The sequence below is a fragment of the Polaribacter sp. SA4-12 genome (assembly GCF_002163675.1).
Taxonomy (GTDB): domain Bacteria; phylum Bacteroidota; class Bacteroidia; order Flavobacteriales; family Flavobacteriaceae; genus Polaribacter.
This window is the reverse complement of the sequence record NZ_CP019334.1, coordinates 777,798-795,161: the sequence shown is the minus strand read 5'-3', so window position 1 is coordinate 795,161 and position 17,364 is coordinate 777,798. Positions and strand designations below refer to the sequence as shown.

Sequence of the window (17,364 nt, the reverse complement as noted above, 5' to 3'; positions counted from 1 at the left end):
TGTAATTCCTTTTCAGTTTTTTTAACTTTTTAAAAATTATAGTAACTTTGGTTAAATTCAAAAATATGAAAGATACCAGTCATCATGATGAACGAATTGCAAATATGAAATTCTTTTCTGTATATCCTCATTATGTAACTAAAATTGAAAAGAAGGGTAGAAGTAAAGCTGAATTACATCAAGTAATTGAATGGTTAACTGGTTATGATGAAAACAAATTAAATGAGTTAATTGAAAATAAAGTAACCTTTAAAACCTTTTTTGAAAACGCAACAATGAATCCAAATGTTCATTTGATAAAAGGAGTAATTTGTGGTTATAGAGTTGAAGAAATTACAAACACGTTAACCCAACAAACTCGTTATTTAGATAAGTTGGTTGATGAATTAGCAAAAGGTCGTAAAATGGAAAAAATATTACGAGTTTAATTTAGTAAATAGTATAAAGTGTTGTTACAATTACTCCTTTGTTTTTATTTAAAGGATAAGATAATAATTGTTTTTCTTGAATCACTTTTAAATTAAATGGCGCTGCTAATAAATCAATTCCGCTTTGTTTTTTTAGCCGAATTCCTTGTCCTGATATAATATCTTTATTGGGTGTAAAAGTACCTTCAGGCAAATGTTCTGTTAGAATTATATATTTAAAGTTGATGATTTTTTCTACTACATTTTGAACTTCAGTATTTGATAAATGTTGCAGTACTTGTCTTAATAAAACACAATCTACAGAAGGCAAATTATCAACAGCAATATCTAAACAATGGAATTCTAAATTATCAGCTTTAAACGTTTCTTTATTATGTTCAATTAAGTTTGATACAATGTCTACAGCAATATATTTCTTAGTGCTTTCAACTAATTCTTTACCAATGTTAAAATCTCCACAACCTAAATCGCACACAGAAATAGGGTTTTTAAAAGATGTTAGAAAAGAGGTTACAACATCAATATATGGTTCTACAATTTCTGGTTGATGTGAGCCATCTCCTGAATAAAACTCAGCGTTATTGCTTCCCCAAAGATTCATTTCATAAATTTGTTCCATTGCCTTTTTAGTTGGCCAAGGTTTTTTTGTTTTTTTTTCCATAGAAATTAATGAAACATCATAATTTATATTCAAAAATACTATTAAAACAATTAATTTACCATGGATAATTTGAATAATACTTCAAAAATTTTCATCATTTTTGCAATAGAAAATAAAAGAGATGTCTGCTATAAAAATTAATAATATCGTTTATAAAGGTTGGAAAGAAACAATAGAGATTTTAAATTCTGAAATTAAGGTTTTAGTAGTTCCAGAAACTGGAAGAATTATGCATTTCAGTTTTATAAACGGAGAAAATATCTTGTATGAAAACCCAGATTTAGAAGGTGTAGTATTTTCAACCGGAGAATTTTATAAAAAAGACCATAAAATTAAAGCTCCGAATGTTGGTGGAAATAGAGTTTTACCTTGTTCTGAAGATTATTTTCATTTGATAACAGGAAGCAGACACGTACCAGATCCTTTTATAAACGCAAGTTCTTATGCAGTTACGTTTTTATCCAACGGAGTTGTTTTAGAAAGTCCGATTAGTAAATTATTAGGGATTCAAATAAAAAGAACAATTACTATTTCTGAAGTAGGAACTGGAGTTAAAATTCAGCAAGAATTAGTAAAAATAATACCTGCTAAAAACGATGAGTTAGAAAAAATTCCATTTACAATTTGGAGTTTATCAAAAATTAAAACACCAAATATTAGTTATTCAAAAATTGCTGAAAAGAGTATTTTTAAAGATGGATTTACAATCTCTAAATGGCCAGATGCAACCAATTATGCAGAAGAAAATGTTATTGTAAATGATACGATTCTTAAATTAAAATCATCCGAAGAATTTCCTCAAAAAATAGGTTTAGATGCTAAAAAATGGGTTGCAGGTTATTTAAAAAACACCTTATTTATAGAACAATTTAAATTTGATGACAATGCTACATATCCAGATAATGGAACTTCTGTTACTATTTTTGGGAATCATTTGTTTACAGAACTAGAATGTTTAAGTCCAGAAAAAACTTTATCAATTGGTGAAAGTATTCAATATGATTTACATTGGAATTTATGTAAAGTAAATGATGAAAGTGAAGTGAATAGTTTGTTAGAAAATCTATAAAAATAATAACAAATGGAAATAAAACTTGCTGATAATATTCAAGAGTTACATCAAATACTAGTTGTACAAAAAGAAAATTATTTTGGTAATTTATCAGAAAAAAGTATAAATGATAAAGGTTTTGTTACTGTAAAACATAGTTTTGGTATTATTGAAAAAATGAATTCAAAAGCGCCTCAAGTTATTGCTAAAGACAATGATATTGTTGTCGCTTATGCATTGGTAATGCTAATTGAATTTAAAAATCTAATACCAGTACTTGTGCCAATGTTTTCTATCTTAGAAACGATTAAATTTAAAGGAAAAAATCTTTCAGAATTTAGTTTTTATGTAATGGGACAAATTTGTGTAAAAGACAATTATAAAAGAAAAGGAATCTTTAAAAAGTTATACCTAAAGCATAAAGAAGTGTATTCTGGCTTATATGAATATTGCATTACAGAAGTTTCATCAAGCAATAAACCTTCTATGTTAGCGCATCATAAAATTGGTTTTAAAACCATTCATACTTTTAAAGACGCAACAGATGAGTGGAATATTCTCTTATGGGATTGGACAGAAAATAATATTTCTTCTTAAAATAATAAGTCCGTTTTAAAGGAAATACGGGTAAAACTCTACCTCAATTTAAACTCTCAATAAAAAAAGAGTATTTTTATTTCTACAAACTGTCACAAATCAAAAATCATTTTGTCTCTAGAATAGATACGTTTTATTGGAAACCAACCAACCACATATAACCAACCTTATAAAACGCTGCAAAAAGTCGGATAAAAACGCGCAGTTAGATTTATACAAAGCTTATTACAAAGCAATGTATAATACTGCATACCGTATTTTAAAAGATAATTTTGAAGCTGAAGATATTATGCAAGAAGCGTTTTTAACGGTTTTTACAAAAATGGATACCTATAAAGGAGAAGTAACGTTTGGAGCGTGGTTAAAAAGAATCGTAATCAATAAAAGTTTAACACAGTTAAAAAAGAACAATCGATACAACGAAGTAAAAATGGAAGTAATTCCTAATGATGATGTTGAAGAGGAAACGATCGATTATACTGGTTTAAAAGCGAAAAGTGTGTTAACGTGTTTACAAAGTTTAAAAGAAAATTACAGATTGGTTTTAACCTTACATTTAGTAGAAGGTTATGATTATGAAGAAATAGCTCAGATTTTAGAGTACACAAATGAAAATGTTAGAACAACAGTTTCTAGAGCAAAAAAGAAATTAAAGCAAGTATTACTTGCAGAAAATATAGAAGCACAAGCGTATGGAAGATAAATTAGATCAATTTTTTTCTGAAAATGAATTCGATTTTCAAGAACCACATTCTGGTCATTTAGAAAGATTCGAACGAAAATTAAATCAACCAAAAAAAGTAGTTAAAACTTCTTGGAAATGGTTGTCAGTTGCAGCATCAGTAGTTTTAATTATTGGTTTTTGGTTAGGTAGTAGTCATCAAAAAAGTCAGTTAGACTTGGCAGATATTTCACCTAAAATGGAAGAAGTTCAAACGTATTTTGTTTCAACAATAAGACAAGAATTACAAACTTTAGAAAAAAATAGAAACTTAGACACAGAAAGTATTATAGAAAATGCTTTAGAAGAATTAGAAGAGTTAGAAGATGAATACACTGCTTTTGTAAGTGAATTGACAAAAAATGGTGAGCAAAGAAAAATTATAAATGCAATGATTAGAAATTATCAACAGCGTTTAGATGTTTTAGAGAATACTTTAAAACAAATAGAACAAATTAAAAACCCTAACACATTAAACAATGAAATCTATATATAAAATTACATTCTTATTTCTTTTAATTCCTTTATTGGCAGCAGCCAATCCAGGTAAAAAGAAACATGAAAAAAACAGGGTTATTAAAAAGGTTTTCTCTGTAAATGCTGATGCTAAAGTATCTTTAGATAATAGATATGGTAATTTAAACATTACAACTTGGGATAAAAACAGTGTAGAAATTGAAGTAACAATTACCGTACAAGGTGATGATTTAGACGATGTACGAGACAGAATTTCATCTATAAACGTCGTTTTTAATGCAAGTGCAGATTTTATTGAAGCAAAAACAATTCTTGGAGACAATAAAAGTAGTTGGTCTTCTTGGTTTAAAAAGAGTAAAAACATGAACTACAAAATTAATTATGTAGTTAAAATGCCAAAATCTAATTCTGTAGATTTAGATAATGATTATGGTAATATATATTTAGATGAATTAGAAGGTAGGGCAGCTATTAATTGCGATTATGGTAAGATTTCTATAGGTAATTTATTAGCAAATGATAATGATATTAATTTAGATTATTGTTCTACATCAACAATTAATTATATGAAAAGTGGTGCTGTAAATATTGATTATTCAAAATTAAATATTGACACATCAGAAGAAATAAGAGTAAATGCAGATTACTCAACTTTAAAGTTTGAAAAAGCAGGTAGCGTTGATTTTAATTGCGATTATGGTTCAATTTCTATTGACGAAGCAAATGATATAAAAGGAAATTCAGACTATTTAAGCATGCGTTTTGGAACCGTAAAGAAAAACTTATACATAAAAACAGATTATGGTGCTTTAACAGTTAAAAACTTAGCAAAAGGTTTTGAAAATGTAACTATTGATGGAGAATATGCAGGAATAAGAATAGGTGTTGATCCAGCTGCTGTTTTTGATTTTGAAATTGATTTACAATATGCCGGTTTTAGTAGAGATGATGATAAAATGGAATTCTATAAAAGTATTTCTAAACCTACAAAAAAATATTACGAAGGGAAATTCGGTAAAGGAAAAACCAGTTCTAAACTTAAAATCACATCACAATATGGTGGTGTAAGTATCAAAGAAAATTAAGATAAAATCAACCAAAAAAATAAATATCATGAACAAAAAAATACTTTTTACCAGTTTAATTTTAATGCTAACTTTTACAGTAAACGCTCAAGATTGGTTTGGAAATAAAAAAATAAAAGGAAACGGAAATGTTGTAACTGTAAATAGAACAACATCTGATTTTGATGGCGTTTCTGCAGGAGGTTCTTTTGATGTAATTCTTGTTAAAGGAAAAGAAGGAAAAATTACAATTGAAGGAGAAGAAAACATTATTCCTTATATAGAAACAGAAGTTTCAGGAAATACTTTAAAAATTCAGTTTCAGAAGAACATAAATATTAGAACAACAAAAAGGTTAACAGTTACTGTTACTTATAATAGTATAGAAAGTGTTGCTTTAGGTGGTTCTGGAAATATTTCTTGTAAAAATTTAATTAAAGCAGACGATTTTAAAGTTAGCTTAGGTGGTTCTGGAAACATCAATCTAAAAGTAGATGCAGATACTGTAAAAGCTTCAATTGGAGGTTCTGGTAATATAGATTTAGAAGGAAATTCGAATGAGTTTACTTGTTCTATTGCAGGTTCTGGAAGTATTAGAGCTTATGAGTTAAAAACAGATGAAGTGTATGTAAATGTTGCTGGTTCTGGAAGTGTTAAAACAACTGTAAAAACAAAAATTAAAGCAAAATTAGTAGGTTCTGGTAGTGTTTATTATAAGGGAAACCCTACACATATAGATAATAAATCTGTTGGTTCTGGTGATATTATTGATAGAAACTAAATTCTAAAGAGATTAATTACCACCATACTAAAAATATTTTTACAAGTTCACCATTTTGCTTTTTCAACCAGCAAAGTGGTGAACTTTTTTTTTGAAAATAATCTTCAGAAATTGTACAAAATTCTTCAAAATTTAACCAGTTTACATTTTTATGAGGAACAACAATCCAATCTTTTTTAATTGGGATAAAAAATTTACAATCTTTAAATTGATTCAATTCTTTTTGGTTGATGTAAAACCCAGAAATACAATCATTGTTTAATACAGTTAATTGAATGTCTTTATTAGAATATGGAACAAATAACTGTCCTTTAAAATGGACTTGTTGTTTTATTTCAGAAGCTTTTAAATTGATAGATTCTAAATACATAGAGCATTCGTTAGCGTAGAGAAGAGGCAACTGTTTGTCTTTTAATTTATTCAGTTTTTCTACCAAAGAATCTTTTCTATTCGGGCCAATAAGATGTTCAATTTCTGTTTGTCCTACAGAAGCATCATACAAGTAAAACTTATAAATAATTTCTAAATGAATTGGTTTATCCTCTTTTAAAATAATGCAATCAAGTTCTCCAAGAGTGATTTTATCTTTCGGTATTTGAATGTTTTCACACAGAATAGAAATTGATTTTTCTTGTTCTAGTTGAAAAGAAACTAAACGTTCAATATATTTACCTAATCTAAGTTTCTCATTGATTTCTAAGTCAATTTTAGAAGAAATAGGTTCAATTTCTAATTGATCTAATTCATAAACAGCATCATTTTTCCACAAACAATTTGTTTGTAAAAAGCCTTCATATCGTTTTTGAATGTCTTTTGTCTTTTGATGCATTTGTATCAACTTAATTCTTCAAATTTACGGATTTATAATTTTCATTTATAGAATAATTTGTACATTGAAAATCTAAAAAATTTATTACAATGCAATTTCAAAAAAACAGTTTCCAGTTTTTAAAGGATTTACAAAAAAATAACAATAGAGATTGGTTTACAGAACACAAACCAACCTTTGTAGAAATTCAAAAACAAGTAAAAGAATTGTTTTTAGAAATGCAGGCTAACTTAGAGAAACATGATGATATAGATAAAATGAAAATCTATAGAATTTATAGAGATGTTCGTTTTTCTAAAGATAAAACACCTTACAACCCAAGATTGGCAGTTTCCTTTTCTAGACTAGGAAAAGAATTACGTGGTGGTTATTTTTTAGAAATAAAACCAGGAGGTGCTTTATTAGGTGGCGGATTTTGGCAACCTGAAAAAGAAGATTTATTACGAATTAGAAAAGAAATTGAGCAAGACGCTACAGAATTTCGTGATATTTTAGAAGACAAAGACTATGTAAAATACTTTGGTGGTCAGTTTGAAGGAGATGAATTAAAATCTGCACCAAGAGGTTTTGATAAAGAACATAAAGATATCGATTTGTTGCGTAAAAAAGGATTTATAGCAATTAGAACCTTTACAGAAGCAGAAGTGTTATCTCCTAATTTTCTTGAAGAATTAGATGATAGCTTTAAAGCTTTACGCCCGTTTTTTAATTTGTTTAGTGATGTTTTAACGACGAATTTAAATGGGGAATCGTTGATTTAGTTTTAAAGTTTTAAAGTTTCAAAGTTATAAGGTCTAAAGTCATAAAGGAGCAAAGTTGAAAAGTTTTAACTAATGTCAAACTGAGCTTGTCGAAGTCTTTCTAATTTCACTAACAACTAACAACTATTTTACTAATTCAAATTCTTCTTCATTTCTCGTTTTAGAACGATATAAGTAATAATTGTAGCTAACACATCACCAATAGCAAACGAATACCAAACACCATCTACTCCAAAATATAAAGGTAAAATATACGCTAAAGGAATTAAGAAAACTCCTTGTTTTAAAAGTGTTAAAAATAAAGCAGGCATTGCTTTTCCTGCTGCTTGAAAATAAGCAGAACCCACTAATTGAATTGCTATAATTGGTGAAACAAGAAATACTAAAATCATTGCTCTTGGTGTTTCTGCTAGTAATCTTGCATCCGTTGTAAAAATTCCTATAATTTCTTGAGAAAAGATAATGATTACCACATAAATTGCCGCTGCAATTATACATCCATAAATAATCGCTTTATTAATAGTTTCTTTAACTCTGTCGTATTTTTTTGCACCATAATTATAACCCGCAATTGGTAAAAATCCTTGCGTAATTCCCATTATAGGAAAGAGAGCAAACATCATCACTCTATTCACAATTCCAAAAATTGAGATTGAAATTTCTCCACCATATTTATAAAGTGAGTAATTTAGAACAATCATTAAAATACTAATTGTTCCTTGTCTTACTATAGAAACGCCACCTAATTCAACAATTTCACGAACTATTTTAGCGTCTAACTTAAAGTTTTTAGGAATAATTTTCAATTCACTTTTAGAAGATAAAAAGAAATATAAAATATATAAACCACAACTTGCATAAGCGATTGAAGTTGCTAAACCTGCTCCAAACATGCCTAAATCCATATATTTAATGAAGATAATGTCTAAAACTATATTTGCAACAGCCGGAATCATCATTGCATACATTGCAAATTTTGGTTTTCCTTCTGCTCTAATTGTAGGATTTCCCATCATTGCAAAAGCTAAAAACGGAACACCATAAATAATGACATCAAAATATTCTTTTGCAGGAATTAGAATATCTCCTTTGGCGCCAAATAAAGTTAAAATTTCTGTGCTAAAAATGTTTCCTAAGAGAACAAAAAGAATTGCTAAAACGGTTGTTAAACTAATCTGATTTCCAAAAGTTAAAAAAGCTTTTTCAGTATCATTTTTCCCTAAAGCTCTAGATATAATAGAACTTCCTCCAATTCCAATTCCCATTCCAATAGAAGAAATTAGAAATGCAATTGGTAAAACCACAGTAATTGCTGCAATTGCTAAAACACCAATCCATTGACCTACAAAAATAGTATCAACAATCATGTTTAAAGACATTACAAGAATCCCAATAGAAGCAGGACCCGCTTGTTTGATCAATAATTTACTAATATTTTCTGTACCTAACTCTCCTGCTACCTGTTTCATAAAAAAATAAGAAAGATCAAAGATGAACATTATTCGTTAGTTTTTTATAAATCAATCACCAATTATTGTTATAGAAATATTAAAATTTTTAAGTTTGCCAAAAGGAATAAAAATGAATTCAGTTTTTAGTTTAAAATTTATAGTAAAATCGTCTGATATAGATGATTTAAACCACGTAAACAATGTTTCTTACGTACAATGGATGGATACTGTTGCCTTTGAACATTTGGCGCATTTAACAAAAGACAATCCTTTACCAGAGTATGTTTGGGTTGTAATGAGGCATGAAATAGATTATTTAAAACAAGCAGTTTTAGGTGATGAAGTTATTGCAAAAACATGGGTTGGTAAAACAAGAGGTTTTACTTCTGAACGTTTAATGGAGTTTTATAAAGACGATGTTTTAATTTTAAAAGCGAAAACTATTTGGGCAATGTTAGACTCAAAAACATATAAGCCAGCAAGAATTAGAGAAAAAGTTTTAAATATATTACAACCTATAAAATAAAAGTATCTTTGCAGAAAATTAAGATACAAAATGTCAACTTTTTCTACATTAGGAATTAACAACGATTACATTAAAGCAATTAAAGAATTAGGGATTTCTACGCCTTCAGAAATTCAAGAGAAAGCAATTCCAATTTTATTGGGAGAAGCTACTGATTTTATTGGTTTAGCACAAACTGGTACTGGAAAAACTGCAGCTTTTGGCTTGCCAGTTTTAAATAAAATAGATGCTAGTTCAGATAATATTCAAGCTTTAATTTTATCGCCTACAAGAGAACTTGTTCAACAAATTAAAAAACAATTGTTTAAATTCACGAAGTTTAGTGAAAAACAAATCTTTGTTGAAGCTGTTTTTGGTGGAGAAAAGATTGACAGACAAATGAACAATCTTAAGAGAACTACGCATATTGTTGTAGCAACTCCTGGTAGGTTGATTGATTTAATCGAAAGAGGAAGCATTGATGTAAGTCATGTGAAAACTGTTATTTTAGACGAAGCTGACGAAATGTTAAGCATGGGTTTTAAACAAGATTTAAATAGAATCTTAAAGTTTACAACGGAGTCTGATAGAAAAACATGGTTATTCTCTGCAACAATGCCAGAAGAAATCAAAAGGATAGTAAAGACTTATATGGATTCTAATGCTCCTAGAGTAGAAATTAATAGAAGTTCTTTAGTAAACGCTAATATTCGTCATCATTTTGCAAAAACTACTTTAAAAGAAAAAGCAAATGATATTGTTGCCTTTTTAGAGAAAAGACAAGATCAAAGAGGAATTATTTTCTGTAGAACTAAAGCAGGTGCTCAGAACTTAGCAAATTTTTTAATTGAAGAAGGTTTTTCTGCAGCTGCATTAGAAGGAGATATGCAACAAAAAGAACGTGATAAAGTAATGCGTGCTTTTAAGAAAGAAAATTTACAATATTTAGTATCTACAGATGTTTCTGCACGTGGTATTGATGTAAGTGGCTTAGAGTTTATAATTCACCACCAATTACCAGAACAATTAGAATATTACACACACAGAAGTGGTAGAACTGCAAGAGCAGGAAAAACAGGTGTTTCATTAGCTTTTATTTTACCTTCTGAAATTACAAGAATTCATGAAATTCAGAAAGAATTGAATATCAAGTTTTCTGAAGTTACCGTATAAAACCAATTCAAGTTTTAAATTGATGTAAATGGAACTCATTTATGTTTTAGATATATTAGGAACCTTCGCTTTTGCAATTAGTGGTGCATTAGTTGCTTCAGATAAAAAATTTGATTTATTTGGAGTACTAATTATTGCATTTGTGACTGCAGTTGGTGGAGGAATGTTACGTGATGTTTTAATTGATGCACATCCTATAAATTGGATTGGCGATTTAAATTATCTATACACTATTTTTGTAGCCGTTGTTTTTACCTTTCTTTTTAAAAGTAAAATAGCACATTTAAGTAAAACCATGTTTTTATTTGATACCATTGGTATAAGTGTATTTACATTATTAGGTTTACAAAAAGGATTGTCTTTAAATTTACATCCAATTATTGCTTTAATAATGGGAATGATTTCTGCCGTATTTGGTGGAGTTTTACGTGATGTTTTAACAAATAAAATTCCATTAATTTTTGAAAAAGAAATTTATGCTTCCGCTTGTTTAGCAGGTGGAATTACCTATTTAACTTTAAATCATTTTAAGATTTCTGAAAATATCATTTTTGTAATTTCTGCAGCTGTAATTGTTTTTATTAGAGTAATTTCTGTTAAATTTCATTTGCAATTGCCAAAAATTAAGGATGATCTATTCACTAAAAATTAAGAGATGAAACCATTAGTATTTACAAATTTCGAAGAATTTAGAAAGATAAAAGGGCAACAATTACCTATTGGAGATTGGTATACGATTACTCAAGAAATGATTTCTGATTTTGCAAATGCTACTTTAGATAAACAGTGGATTCATGTTGATGAAAAAAGGGCAGAGCAGGAGAGTCCTTTTAAAAGTACAGTTGCACATGGCTTTATGTCTGTTGCAATGATTTCTAAATTATTAGAAGATTCTTTTTCTATAAAAAGTGTGAAAATGGGTTTAAACTATGGATTGAACAAAGTCCGTTTTCCAAATCCTGTTCCAGTAAACAGTCAGTTAAGAATGCTTTCTGTGGTAAAAAATATTGAAGAAATGTCTAACAACGGAATTAAAATTACTTTTTCATGTACAATAGAAATTAAAGGACAAGAAAAACCTGCTTGTGTTGCAGAATTTATTGCAGCTTTATTTGAATAAAATCTCTAATTATCAGTATTTTATATTATTTACTAAGATATAAGTCCATCATCTGCACATTTTTTAGAATACCAGAATAAGAAAACAGAAAACAATGGAATCATTATTAACATTGAATACTCCATAGATCCATATAGTTCTTTTCCAGGGTTTAAAAACGCATTATAAGTCGTTTGAACTATTACTGCAATCAATCCTATTAAAAAGAATGCTTTTGCTAATTTTTTTCTTAATAATAATAAAATACAAGCAAAAACGGATGAAAAAACTGCAATTGCAAAAGCTGCAGTGACCCAAGTTGGTAGATTAAAAATAATATCTAATTGCTCTTCAGTATACATTAATTTAAAACGATCTGTTTGATATGCTTGGTTTATATATCCATCTACACCCATAGAATTCCATATTAATCCAATAATACCTATAACCCAAAAAGCAGTACTTGGTTTATCCATTTTGTCTGTCATAATATTTACGTTTATCGTTTAGATATCTTAAATGTACAAAAAACTTGTAGAATAATAAAATGTAAAGTATATTTGTCATTATATAAAATATACTTGTCTAATTGTAAAATAAAAATACCATGTCTAAACTATCAATTTGCGAAAGAGAAAGAAAACAACTAGAAAAATTAAATAAATTTCAACTTGGTAATCAGTATAAAAGAATAGGGTATATTATTGCCATTGGAACTTTTGTTTTAATGATTGCAAGAAAATATATTGAAGATTCTCATTGGTTAAAACCAGTTTTACATGGAGTATTATTAATCGGTTTACTTTTAATTTCTTTATCCAAAGAAAAAGTAGAAGACGAGTTTATAGATAGTTTACGTTCACAATCTTATAGACTGGCATTTATAATGGCAATTGTGTATTCTTTAGGTCAACCATTAGTAAATTACGCAGTAGCAACTTTATTTAATCAAGATGATGAATTACAGGGATTTAGTTATTTTCAAGTATTATTTTTTATGTTGATCGTACAATTGATGTTTTTTTGGCAATTAAGAAGAATGAATAAATAAGATGAAAAATACTTTAAAAGTACAAAGAGCCATCTTAGATTTAACACAAGATGAATTAGCTAAATCGATTGGTGTGTCTAGACAAACCATAAATTCTATTGAAAAAAACAGATATGTTCCTTCAACAGTTTTAGCGTTAAAATTATCTAAAGTATTTAACATCTCTGTAAATGAGTTTTTTACTTTAGAAGACGATGATTAAATTATTCTATTCTTTAATTATTTTAGTGGTAACTCTAATAATCAACCTTTTTATTGAGCAATAGAAATAACAGCTACTTTAAACAAATTTGCTTTCGTTTTAAAGAAAGAACTCTCTAAATCAATCGCTTTTAATTTAGCTTCAATCAATTTAACTTCTCTGTAATTTACTAAGAATAAAGAGCTTTCACCTAAGAAAAACTTACGGTTTTCTGCTTTTAATAACGTTCCATAATCACGAACAATATCAACCGTTAAATTATTTTGTAAAACATAAGAAGCTAATTCTTGCTGAATGGCATTTACTTTGTTTTTAATAGTAACTTTTGCTACTTCGTTTTCAAACTTTTTATCTTGTAATTTAATTTTAGACAGTTTAAGATCTCCTCTTTCTTTTCTTAAAAATAAACGGATTTTAAAGTTCATTCCTGCTTTATAATTTTGAGTATTTAAAGAGTTTAATTGATTGCTATTTTGAGTTAAAAAATTATACTGAACATCCAATTTAGGAAGTAAGTTGTTTGTTTTTAGTTTTTTATCAATATTTAAATTCTTTATTTTAAACTCTAAAGATTTTATTTTTGGATGCTTATTAATATCAAAATCAGCATTGTTGAATAAAGCAATGTTAAAAGTTGCATCAATATTATTTACTGTGTTTGTATTTGGTATGATATTACTTTGTAATTCTACAGGTGTATTATCTTTCAACCATAAAAAGTTAGACAATTCTAAAGAAGATTTTACTAATTTAATTCTAGCTTTTTCTAAGTTTAGTTTTCTATTGTTTAATGTAATTTTTGCTTCAGTAGTATCTATTGCAGGTTTTTCTCCTTCTATAAAAGCTCTTTTTGTTGCTTTAAAACGAATTTTTGCATTTGTAAGAAACTCATCATATACTACTTTCTCATTATAGGTTTTTAACCAATTAAAATAGGAGAGAGAAGCGTTGTATAAAATTTCATTGACTAGAATTTGTTGATCTTCTTTTGCTTGATCTAAAAAGAGTTTTGCTTGTTTTAAAGAAGCCATTCTCTTGTTTATTAAAAGTCCGTTTAACAATGACGCAGAAATACCAGCACTATATAAACCATCTGTTGGAACCGTATTTTCTGGGTTTAAATAAATTCCATCATTATTTTCAAAGTTTGCTTTAAACTCAATACCATAATAGGTCGGTATCTTAAAAGCGGCATTTAATTTATTATAATATTCTTTATCTTTAAATTGCTTCTTATCAAAATCGATTTCAATTTTTGGATCAAAAGCACCTCTAGCTTTTAATAATTTTGCTTCACTTTTATTGATAACAAGATTTGCTTGTTTTACAATAGGATGATAGTTTTTTACATATCCTAAATACTCAGATAAAGTCATCACAGATTCAACTTTATCCTGAGCAAAATATCCTGAAGTAAAAAATAAGAATGTTATTAAAATGTATTTTTTCATATTTGTTTTTCTAATGAAATCATAAATATTACTTCTTTTTAGCATCGCCTTTACTTTTCTTTCCATTTTCTGGTTGATAATAGTTAGGAGGGAAGCTGTTTAATTGTCTCCAAAGTTCAAACCAAATTGGCACATCTTCTAACAATGCAATTGTTCTTGCACCAGAACCAACTCTAATGGCTTTTGGCCAAGTATTATCTGTATTATCAGGAGCTAATAAAACTCGGTATTTGCCATTATCACTAATAAAATTCTGAATAGCAACTACTTTTGCACCATAAGTTCCGTAAGAAGCATTTGGCCATCCACTAAATACAATTGCAGGCCAACCATCAAACTGAACACGTACCTTTTCACCAATATGTAATAAGGGTAAATCAATTGGTCTTACATAGGTTTCTACAGCTAAATCATATTTTTCTGGCATAATACCAACAAGATCTTCACCGGCTTTAAATGCACCTCCAATTCCGCCTTTTATAGCTTTATTGATAAAACCATTTTGAGGAGCTGTAATAAATAACAAACTATTTCTAACGCTATAATTACTTTTACTATTCTCTAATTTTGATACTTGTGCTTTTGCATCAAATCCACTTGATTGTGCAGTAAACATATCACTCTGAGACTTAGAAATTTTATCTGTGTATGAAACTGATATTCTAGATAATTCTAATTGAGCATTTAAAATATTGTTTCTACTTACTAATAATTTGTTTTCTTGTGAAATTAATTTAGCCTGTGTAGCTTGTAATTTTATTCGTTTTTCTTCAACATCTTTTACGGCTTTTAAGCCTTCACTTTGTAAAGTTAGCGTACGATTGAATTGTCTTTCTGCTATAGAAATGTTTGTTTTAGCTGCTTCAAAATCGATACTATCACTTTTTACTTTTAGTTTTGATTGCAATAGTTTATTTCTAGTTTGTTCTGTTTTTAATCGTTGTTCTTGTTTTAAAGCTACTACTTGTCTTTTTAAAGCATCTACTTTTCCTTTATAAGCATCAACAGAAGAGGACTTAGCATTAATTTGGTCATTTGTTCTTTCAATTAAACGACTGTCAAAATAATCACTTTTTACTTCAGAAATTCTTAGAATTGTATCACCTTTTTTAACAAAATCTCCTTCTGTTACAAACCATTCTTCTATTCTACCAGGAATTTGAGACTGAATAGTTTGTGGTCTCTGATTTGGCGTTAAAGTGGTTACTAATCCTTGACTTGTTATATTCTGTGTCCAAGGTAAAAAGAGTGTTATAAAACCAATAATCGCGAATACCAAAAGGAATTTATTTAACGATTTGTAGTAGTTTTTATTAAAAATTATTTTACCAGATTTAAATTCTGATAAATCAACTTTTTTATGTATTTGATTGTTAGATATATTTAACATTTCGAATTATTTTATTGATTTTATTTCTCCTTTTTCTAACGTAATTGTCTCGCTACATTGAGTTCTCCAACTTTTCTTACTACTGACTACAATTAAAGCCCAAGGTCTTTTTACATCCGTTAAATAGTCAATGATTTTTATAGTTTCATCTAAGTTAAATTGATCTAACGGGTCTTCTAAAATCAATATTTTTGGTTGTTTAATAATCGCTCTTGCTAAAATTAATTTCTTTGCAATTGTAAAAGATATTTGTTTTCCTTCGGGATATAAAACTGTTTCTAAACCATTAGGTTGCTCTTTTAAAAATTGCGTTAAACCAACAATATCTAAAGCATTGTAAATTATTTCGTCTTTAATATTTTTGTTTCCAAAAACTAAGTTGTCTTTTATACTACCTTCAAAAGGTGTTTCATCAGAAAGAGATAAACCTAGTTGAGAACGATAATGATTTAAATGCAAACTACTTAAAGATAGATTATTGATATAAATGTTTCCAGAAGTTGGTTCTATAACTCCAGAAATTAAACGAAGTAAAGTAGATTTTCCAGAGCCACTTTCTCCCGTAACCAAAATTCTGCTTTTCGGTTGTAGCGTTAAAGAAATATTCTTAAGAATGTGTTTTTCTCTATTTTCTACTCCGTAAGAAACATCTTCTAGTTCAACAGTTAAACCCTCTTTAAATATTGGTCTTTCTCCTTCTTGTGGCTCTAGTTCTTTATCAACAACTTGTCCTATTTTTTCTATAGATGTTAGCACATCATAAAATGATTCTAAACCGATCATTAATTTTTCTACAGACTGAATTACCAAAAGAATAATAATTTCTGCTGCAACAAATTGACCAATATTCATTTCTTGGTTCAACACTAACGCTCCACCAATTAATAATAAACTTGCAGTTACAATTACCTTAAAAGTAATCATTTGTATAAACTGAATAATTAAAATTCTAAAGTGACTTTCTCTTGCTTCTAGATATTTATCAACTAAATCGTCATTTTTTTGAAGCGCTAAATTAGTATTTCCTGATAATTTAAAACTGACAACTGTTCTTGCAACTTCTTGAATCCAATGTGCAACCTTATATTTTATTTTAGATTCTATCAAACTTGTTTGTAAACCTTTTTGAGCAGTATACTTAAATACTACATAGATTAGCACCAATAAAAGAAAGCCAAAAATTATAAAAAATGGATGATAAAATGATAACAAAATCAAAGCAAAAATAATTTGTAATAATGCTGTTGGTACATCAAGCAATATTTTTGACAATCCTTTTTGAATGGTTAATGTATCAAAAAAACGATTTGCTAATTCTGGTGGATAATAATTAATTAATTCATTCATTTTTATCTTTGGAAACCGATAGCTCAGCTCAAAAGAGGCTCTTGTAAAAATTCTTTGCTGAATTGTTTCTATAATTCTTAGTTGCATTAATTGCAATGCGCCAGAAAAAATAACACCTATTGTTACTATAATTACCAATACAATCCAAGATGTAGAAATTTGTGCTCCTTGAATTAAATTGATAATTGCCTGAATACCTAGAGGAAGAGATAAGGTTACAATACCTCCAAAAATAGCATAATAGAATACCTGAAAGATGTCTTTTTTTTCTAATTTTAATAAGCCTACAAATCTTTGCCAGGGAGTTAATTGTTTGTTTTCCATA

21 protein-coding genes are annotated in these 17,364 nt (G+C 28.1%); 14 read left to right on the top strand and 7 right to left on the bottom strand.

Annotated elements, in window-relative coordinates:
- Positions 1-65 precede the first annotated feature (65 nt).
- Positions 66-428: a DUF2200 domain-containing protein gene (locus BTO07_RS03615; protein ID WP_087519931.1), complete on the top strand. Its 363-nt coding sequence runs from the start codon at positions 66-68 to the stop codon at positions 426-428.
- 1 nt (position 429) lies between these two features.
- On the opposite strand, the gene BTO07_RS03610 is transcribed toward BTO07_RS03615, so the two are convergent.
- Positions 430-1,089, bottom strand: a complete 660-nt coding sequence (locus tag BTO07_RS03610; protein WP_087519930.1) for a class I SAM-dependent methyltransferase — start codon at positions 1,087-1,089, stop codon at positions 430-432.
- A gap of 121 nt (positions 1,090-1,210) precedes the next feature.
- Between BTO07_RS03610 and BTO07_RS03605 the strand changes: the two genes are divergently transcribed.
- The 6 genes from BTO07_RS03605 (at position 1,211) to BTO07_RS03580 (ending at position 5,780) form a co-directional block, all read left to right on the top strand.
- Positions 1,211-2,158, top strand: coding sequence for a hypothetical protein (locus tag BTO07_RS03605; protein WP_087519929.1), 948 nt, complete (start codon positions 1,211-1,213; stop codon positions 2,156-2,158).
- A 12-nt stretch (positions 2,159-2,170) separates the two neighbouring features.
- Positions 2,171-2,737, top strand: a complete 567-nt coding sequence (locus BTO07_RS03600) for a GNAT family N-acetyltransferase (RefSeq protein ID WP_087519928.1) — start codon at positions 2,171-2,173, stop codon at positions 2,735-2,737.
- A gap of 136 nt (positions 2,738-2,873) precedes the next feature.
- The gene (locus tag BTO07_RS03595; protein WP_198342503.1) at positions 2,874-3,440 is read left to right on the top strand and encodes an RNA polymerase sigma factor; all 567 of its coding nucleotides are present in this window, start codon (positions 2,874-2,876) and stop codon (positions 3,438-3,440) included.
- Positions 3,430-3,954 carry a hypothetical protein gene (locus tag BTO07_RS03590; protein WP_087519927.1) on the top strand — a complete coding sequence of 175 codons (525 nt, stop codon included), beginning with the start codon at positions 3,430-3,432 and terminating at the stop codon, positions 3,952-3,954. The genes BTO07_RS03595 and BTO07_RS03590 overlap by 11 nt, the downstream gene beginning before the upstream one ends.
- The gene (locus tag BTO07_RS03585) at positions 3,938-5,020 is read left to right on the top strand and encodes a hypothetical protein (RefSeq protein ID WP_087519926.1); all 1,083 of its coding nucleotides are present in this window, start codon (positions 3,938-3,940) and stop codon (positions 5,018-5,020) included. The genes BTO07_RS03590 and BTO07_RS03585 overlap by 17 nt, the downstream gene beginning before the upstream one ends.
- A 28-nt stretch (positions 5,021-5,048) precedes the next feature.
- Positions 5,049-5,780 (top strand): head GIN domain-containing protein, encoded by a 732-nt coding sequence (locus BTO07_RS03580; protein WP_087519925.1) that lies wholly within the window; start codon positions 5,049-5,051, stop codon positions 5,778-5,780.
- Positions 5,781-5,796: 16 nt separating this feature from the next.
- Here BTO07_RS03580 and BTO07_RS03575 read toward each other — a convergent pair whose 3' ends face one another.
- Positions 5,797-6,609 (bottom strand): DUF1853 family protein, encoded by an 813-nt coding sequence (locus tag BTO07_RS03575; protein ID WP_087519924.1) that lies wholly within the window; start codon positions 6,607-6,609, stop codon positions 5,797-5,799.
- An 89-nt stretch (positions 6,610-6,698) separates the two neighbouring features.
- Here BTO07_RS03575 and BTO07_RS03570 point away from each other — a divergent pair, with 89 nt between their 5' ends.
- Entirely contained in the window at positions 6,699-7,370 is a 672-nt protein-coding gene (locus BTO07_RS03570; RefSeq protein WP_087519923.1) for a DUF2461 domain-containing protein, read from the top strand.
- Positions 7,371-7,501: 131 nt separating this feature from the next.
- On the opposite strand, the gene BTO07_RS03565 is transcribed toward BTO07_RS03570, so the two are convergent.
- Positions 7,502-8,839, bottom strand: a complete 1,338-nt coding sequence (locus tag BTO07_RS03565) for an MATE family efflux transporter (RefSeq protein WP_087519922.1) — start codon at positions 8,837-8,839, stop codon at positions 7,502-7,504.
- 112 nt (positions 8,840-8,951) lie between these two features.
- Between BTO07_RS03565 and BTO07_RS03560 the strand changes: the two genes are divergently transcribed.
- The 4 genes from BTO07_RS03560 to BTO07_RS03545 are packed head-to-tail and all read left to right on the top strand — an operon-like array spanning position 8,952 to position 11,619.
- On the top strand, positions 8,952-9,347 hold the full coding sequence (locus BTO07_RS03560) for an acyl-CoA thioesterase (RefSeq protein ID WP_087519921.1): 396 nt from the start codon (positions 8,952-8,954) through the stop codon (positions 9,345-9,347).
- Between the two features lie 30 nt (positions 9,348-9,377).
- Positions 9,378-10,499, top strand: coding sequence for a DEAD/DEAH box helicase (locus BTO07_RS03555; RefSeq protein WP_087519920.1), 1,122 nt, complete (start codon positions 9,378-9,380; stop codon positions 10,497-10,499).
- A gap of 28 nt (positions 10,500-10,527) precedes the next feature.
- Positions 10,528-11,151 (top strand): trimeric intracellular cation channel family protein, encoded by a 624-nt coding sequence (locus BTO07_RS03550; protein WP_087519919.1) that lies wholly within the window; start codon positions 10,528-10,530, stop codon positions 11,149-11,151.
- Between the two features lie 3 nt (positions 11,152-11,154).
- Complete coding sequence (locus BTO07_RS03545; protein WP_087519918.1) at positions 11,155-11,619, top strand: MaoC family dehydratase; 465 nt, start codon at positions 11,155-11,157, stop codon at positions 11,617-11,619.
- A 32-nt stretch (positions 11,620-11,651) separates the two neighbouring features.
- Here the strand turns inward: BTO07_RS03545 and BTO07_RS03540 are convergent, their stop codons facing one another.
- Complete coding sequence (locus tag BTO07_RS03540) at positions 11,652-12,086, bottom strand: hypothetical protein (protein ID WP_087519917.1); 435 nt, start codon at positions 12,084-12,086, stop codon at positions 11,652-11,654.
- A 119-nt stretch (positions 12,087-12,205) separates the two neighbouring features.
- On the opposite strand from BTO07_RS03540, the gene BTO07_RS03535 reads away from it, so the two are divergent.
- Together BTO07_RS03535 and BTO07_RS03530 are read left to right on the top strand one after the other, a co-directional pair.
- A complete protein-coding gene (locus BTO07_RS03535) occupies positions 12,206-12,649 on the top strand; it encodes a hypothetical protein (protein ID WP_087519916.1) in 444 nt (147 codons plus the stop codon).
- Between the two features lies 1 nt (position 12,650).
- Complete coding sequence (locus tag BTO07_RS03530) at positions 12,651-12,851, top strand: helix-turn-helix transcriptional regulator (RefSeq protein ID WP_087519915.1); 201 nt, start codon at positions 12,651-12,653, stop codon at positions 12,849-12,851.
- 50 nt (positions 12,852-12,901) lie between these two features.
- Here BTO07_RS03530 and BTO07_RS03525 read toward each other — a convergent pair whose 3' ends face one another.
- The 3 genes from BTO07_RS03525 to BTO07_RS03515 are packed head-to-tail and all read right to left on the bottom strand — an operon-like array spanning position 12,902 to position 17,363.
- Positions 12,902-14,302, bottom strand: a complete 1,401-nt coding sequence (locus BTO07_RS03525) for a TolC family protein (RefSeq protein ID WP_087522538.1) — start codon at positions 14,300-14,302, stop codon at positions 12,902-12,904.
- Positions 14,303-14,330: 28 nt separating this feature from the next.
- Positions 14,331-15,692: an HlyD family secretion protein gene (locus BTO07_RS03520; protein ID WP_087519914.1), complete on the bottom strand. Its 1,362-nt coding sequence runs from the start codon at positions 15,690-15,692 to the stop codon at positions 14,331-14,333.
- A 6-nt stretch (positions 15,693-15,698) separates the two neighbouring features.
- A complete protein-coding gene (locus tag BTO07_RS03515; RefSeq protein ID WP_087519913.1) occupies positions 15,699-17,363 on the bottom strand; it encodes a peptidase domain-containing ABC transporter in 1,665 nt (554 codons plus the stop codon).
- Between the last annotated feature and the right edge of the window lies 1 nt (position 17,364).

What these genes read in the sequence shown, in the direction of transcription:
- BTO07_RS03520 (WP_087519914.1), bottom strand. Translation starts at nt 15,692, where the DNA reads ATGTTAAATATATCTAACAATCAAATACATAAAAAAGTTGATTTATCA.
- BTO07_RS03560 (WP_087519921.1), top strand. Translation starts at nt 8,952, where the DNA reads ATGAATTCAGTTTTTAGTTTAAAATTTATAGTAAAATCGTCTGATATA.
- BTO07_RS03590 (WP_087519927.1), top strand. Translation starts at nt 3,430, where the DNA reads ATGGAAGATAAATTAGATCAATTTTTTTCTGAAAATGAATTCGATTTT.
- BTO07_RS03600 (WP_087519928.1), top strand. Translation starts at nt 2,171, where the DNA reads ATGGAAATAAAACTTGCTGATAATATTCAAGAGTTACATCAAATACTA.
- BTO07_RS03585 (WP_087519926.1), top strand. Translation starts at nt 3,938, where the DNA reads ATGAAATCTATATATAAAATTACATTCTTATTTCTTTTAATTCCTTTA.
- BTO07_RS03575 (WP_087519924.1), bottom strand. Translation starts at nt 6,609, where the DNA reads ATGCATCAAAAGACAAAAGACATTCAAAAACGATATGAAGGCTTTTTA.
- BTO07_RS03515 (WP_087519913.1), bottom strand. Translation starts at nt 17,363, where the DNA reads ATGGAAAACAAACAATTAACTCCCTGGCAAAGATTTGTAGGCTTATTA.
- BTO07_RS03580 (WP_087519925.1), top strand. Translation starts at nt 5,049, where the DNA reads ATGAACAAAAAAATACTTTTTACCAGTTTAATTTTAATGCTAACTTTT.
- BTO07_RS03570 (WP_087519923.1), top strand. Translation starts at nt 6,699, where the DNA reads ATGCAATTTCAAAAAAACAGTTTCCAGTTTTTAAAGGATTTACAAAAA.
- BTO07_RS03565 (WP_087519922.1), bottom strand. Translation starts at nt 8,839, where the DNA reads ATGAAACAGGTAGCAGGAGAGTTAGGTACAGAAAATATTAGTAAATTA.
- BTO07_RS03610 (WP_087519930.1), bottom strand. Translation starts at nt 1,089, where the DNA reads ATGGAAAAAAAAACAAAAAAACCTTGGCCAACTAAAAAGGCAATGGAA.
- BTO07_RS03545 (WP_087519918.1), top strand. Translation starts at nt 11,155, where the DNA reads ATGAAACCATTAGTATTTACAAATTTCGAAGAATTTAGAAAGATAAAA.
- BTO07_RS03615 (WP_087519931.1), top strand. Translation starts at nt 66, where the DNA reads ATGAAAGATACCAGTCATCATGATGAACGAATTGCAAATATGAAATTC.
- BTO07_RS03540 (WP_087519917.1), bottom strand. Translation starts at nt 12,086, where the DNA reads ATGACAGACAAAATGGATAAACCAAGTACTGCTTTTTGGGTTATAGGT.
- BTO07_RS03535 (WP_087519916.1), top strand. Translation starts at nt 12,206, where the DNA reads ATGTCTAAACTATCAATTTGCGAAAGAGAAAGAAAACAACTAGAAAAA.
- BTO07_RS03530 (WP_087519915.1), top strand. Translation starts at nt 12,651, where the DNA reads ATGAAAAATACTTTAAAAGTACAAAGAGCCATCTTAGATTTAACACAA.
- BTO07_RS03605 (WP_087519929.1), top strand. Translation starts at nt 1,211, where the DNA reads ATGTCTGCTATAAAAATTAATAATATCGTTTATAAAGGTTGGAAAGAA.
- BTO07_RS03525 (WP_087522538.1), bottom strand. Translation starts at nt 14,302, where the DNA reads ATGAAAAAATACATTTTAATAACATTCTTATTTTTTACTTCAGGATAT.
- BTO07_RS03555 (WP_087519920.1), top strand. Translation starts at nt 9,378, where the DNA reads ATGTCAACTTTTTCTACATTAGGAATTAACAACGATTACATTAAAGCA.
- BTO07_RS03550 (WP_087519919.1), top strand. Translation starts at nt 10,528, where the DNA reads ATGGAACTCATTTATGTTTTAGATATATTAGGAACCTTCGCTTTTGCA.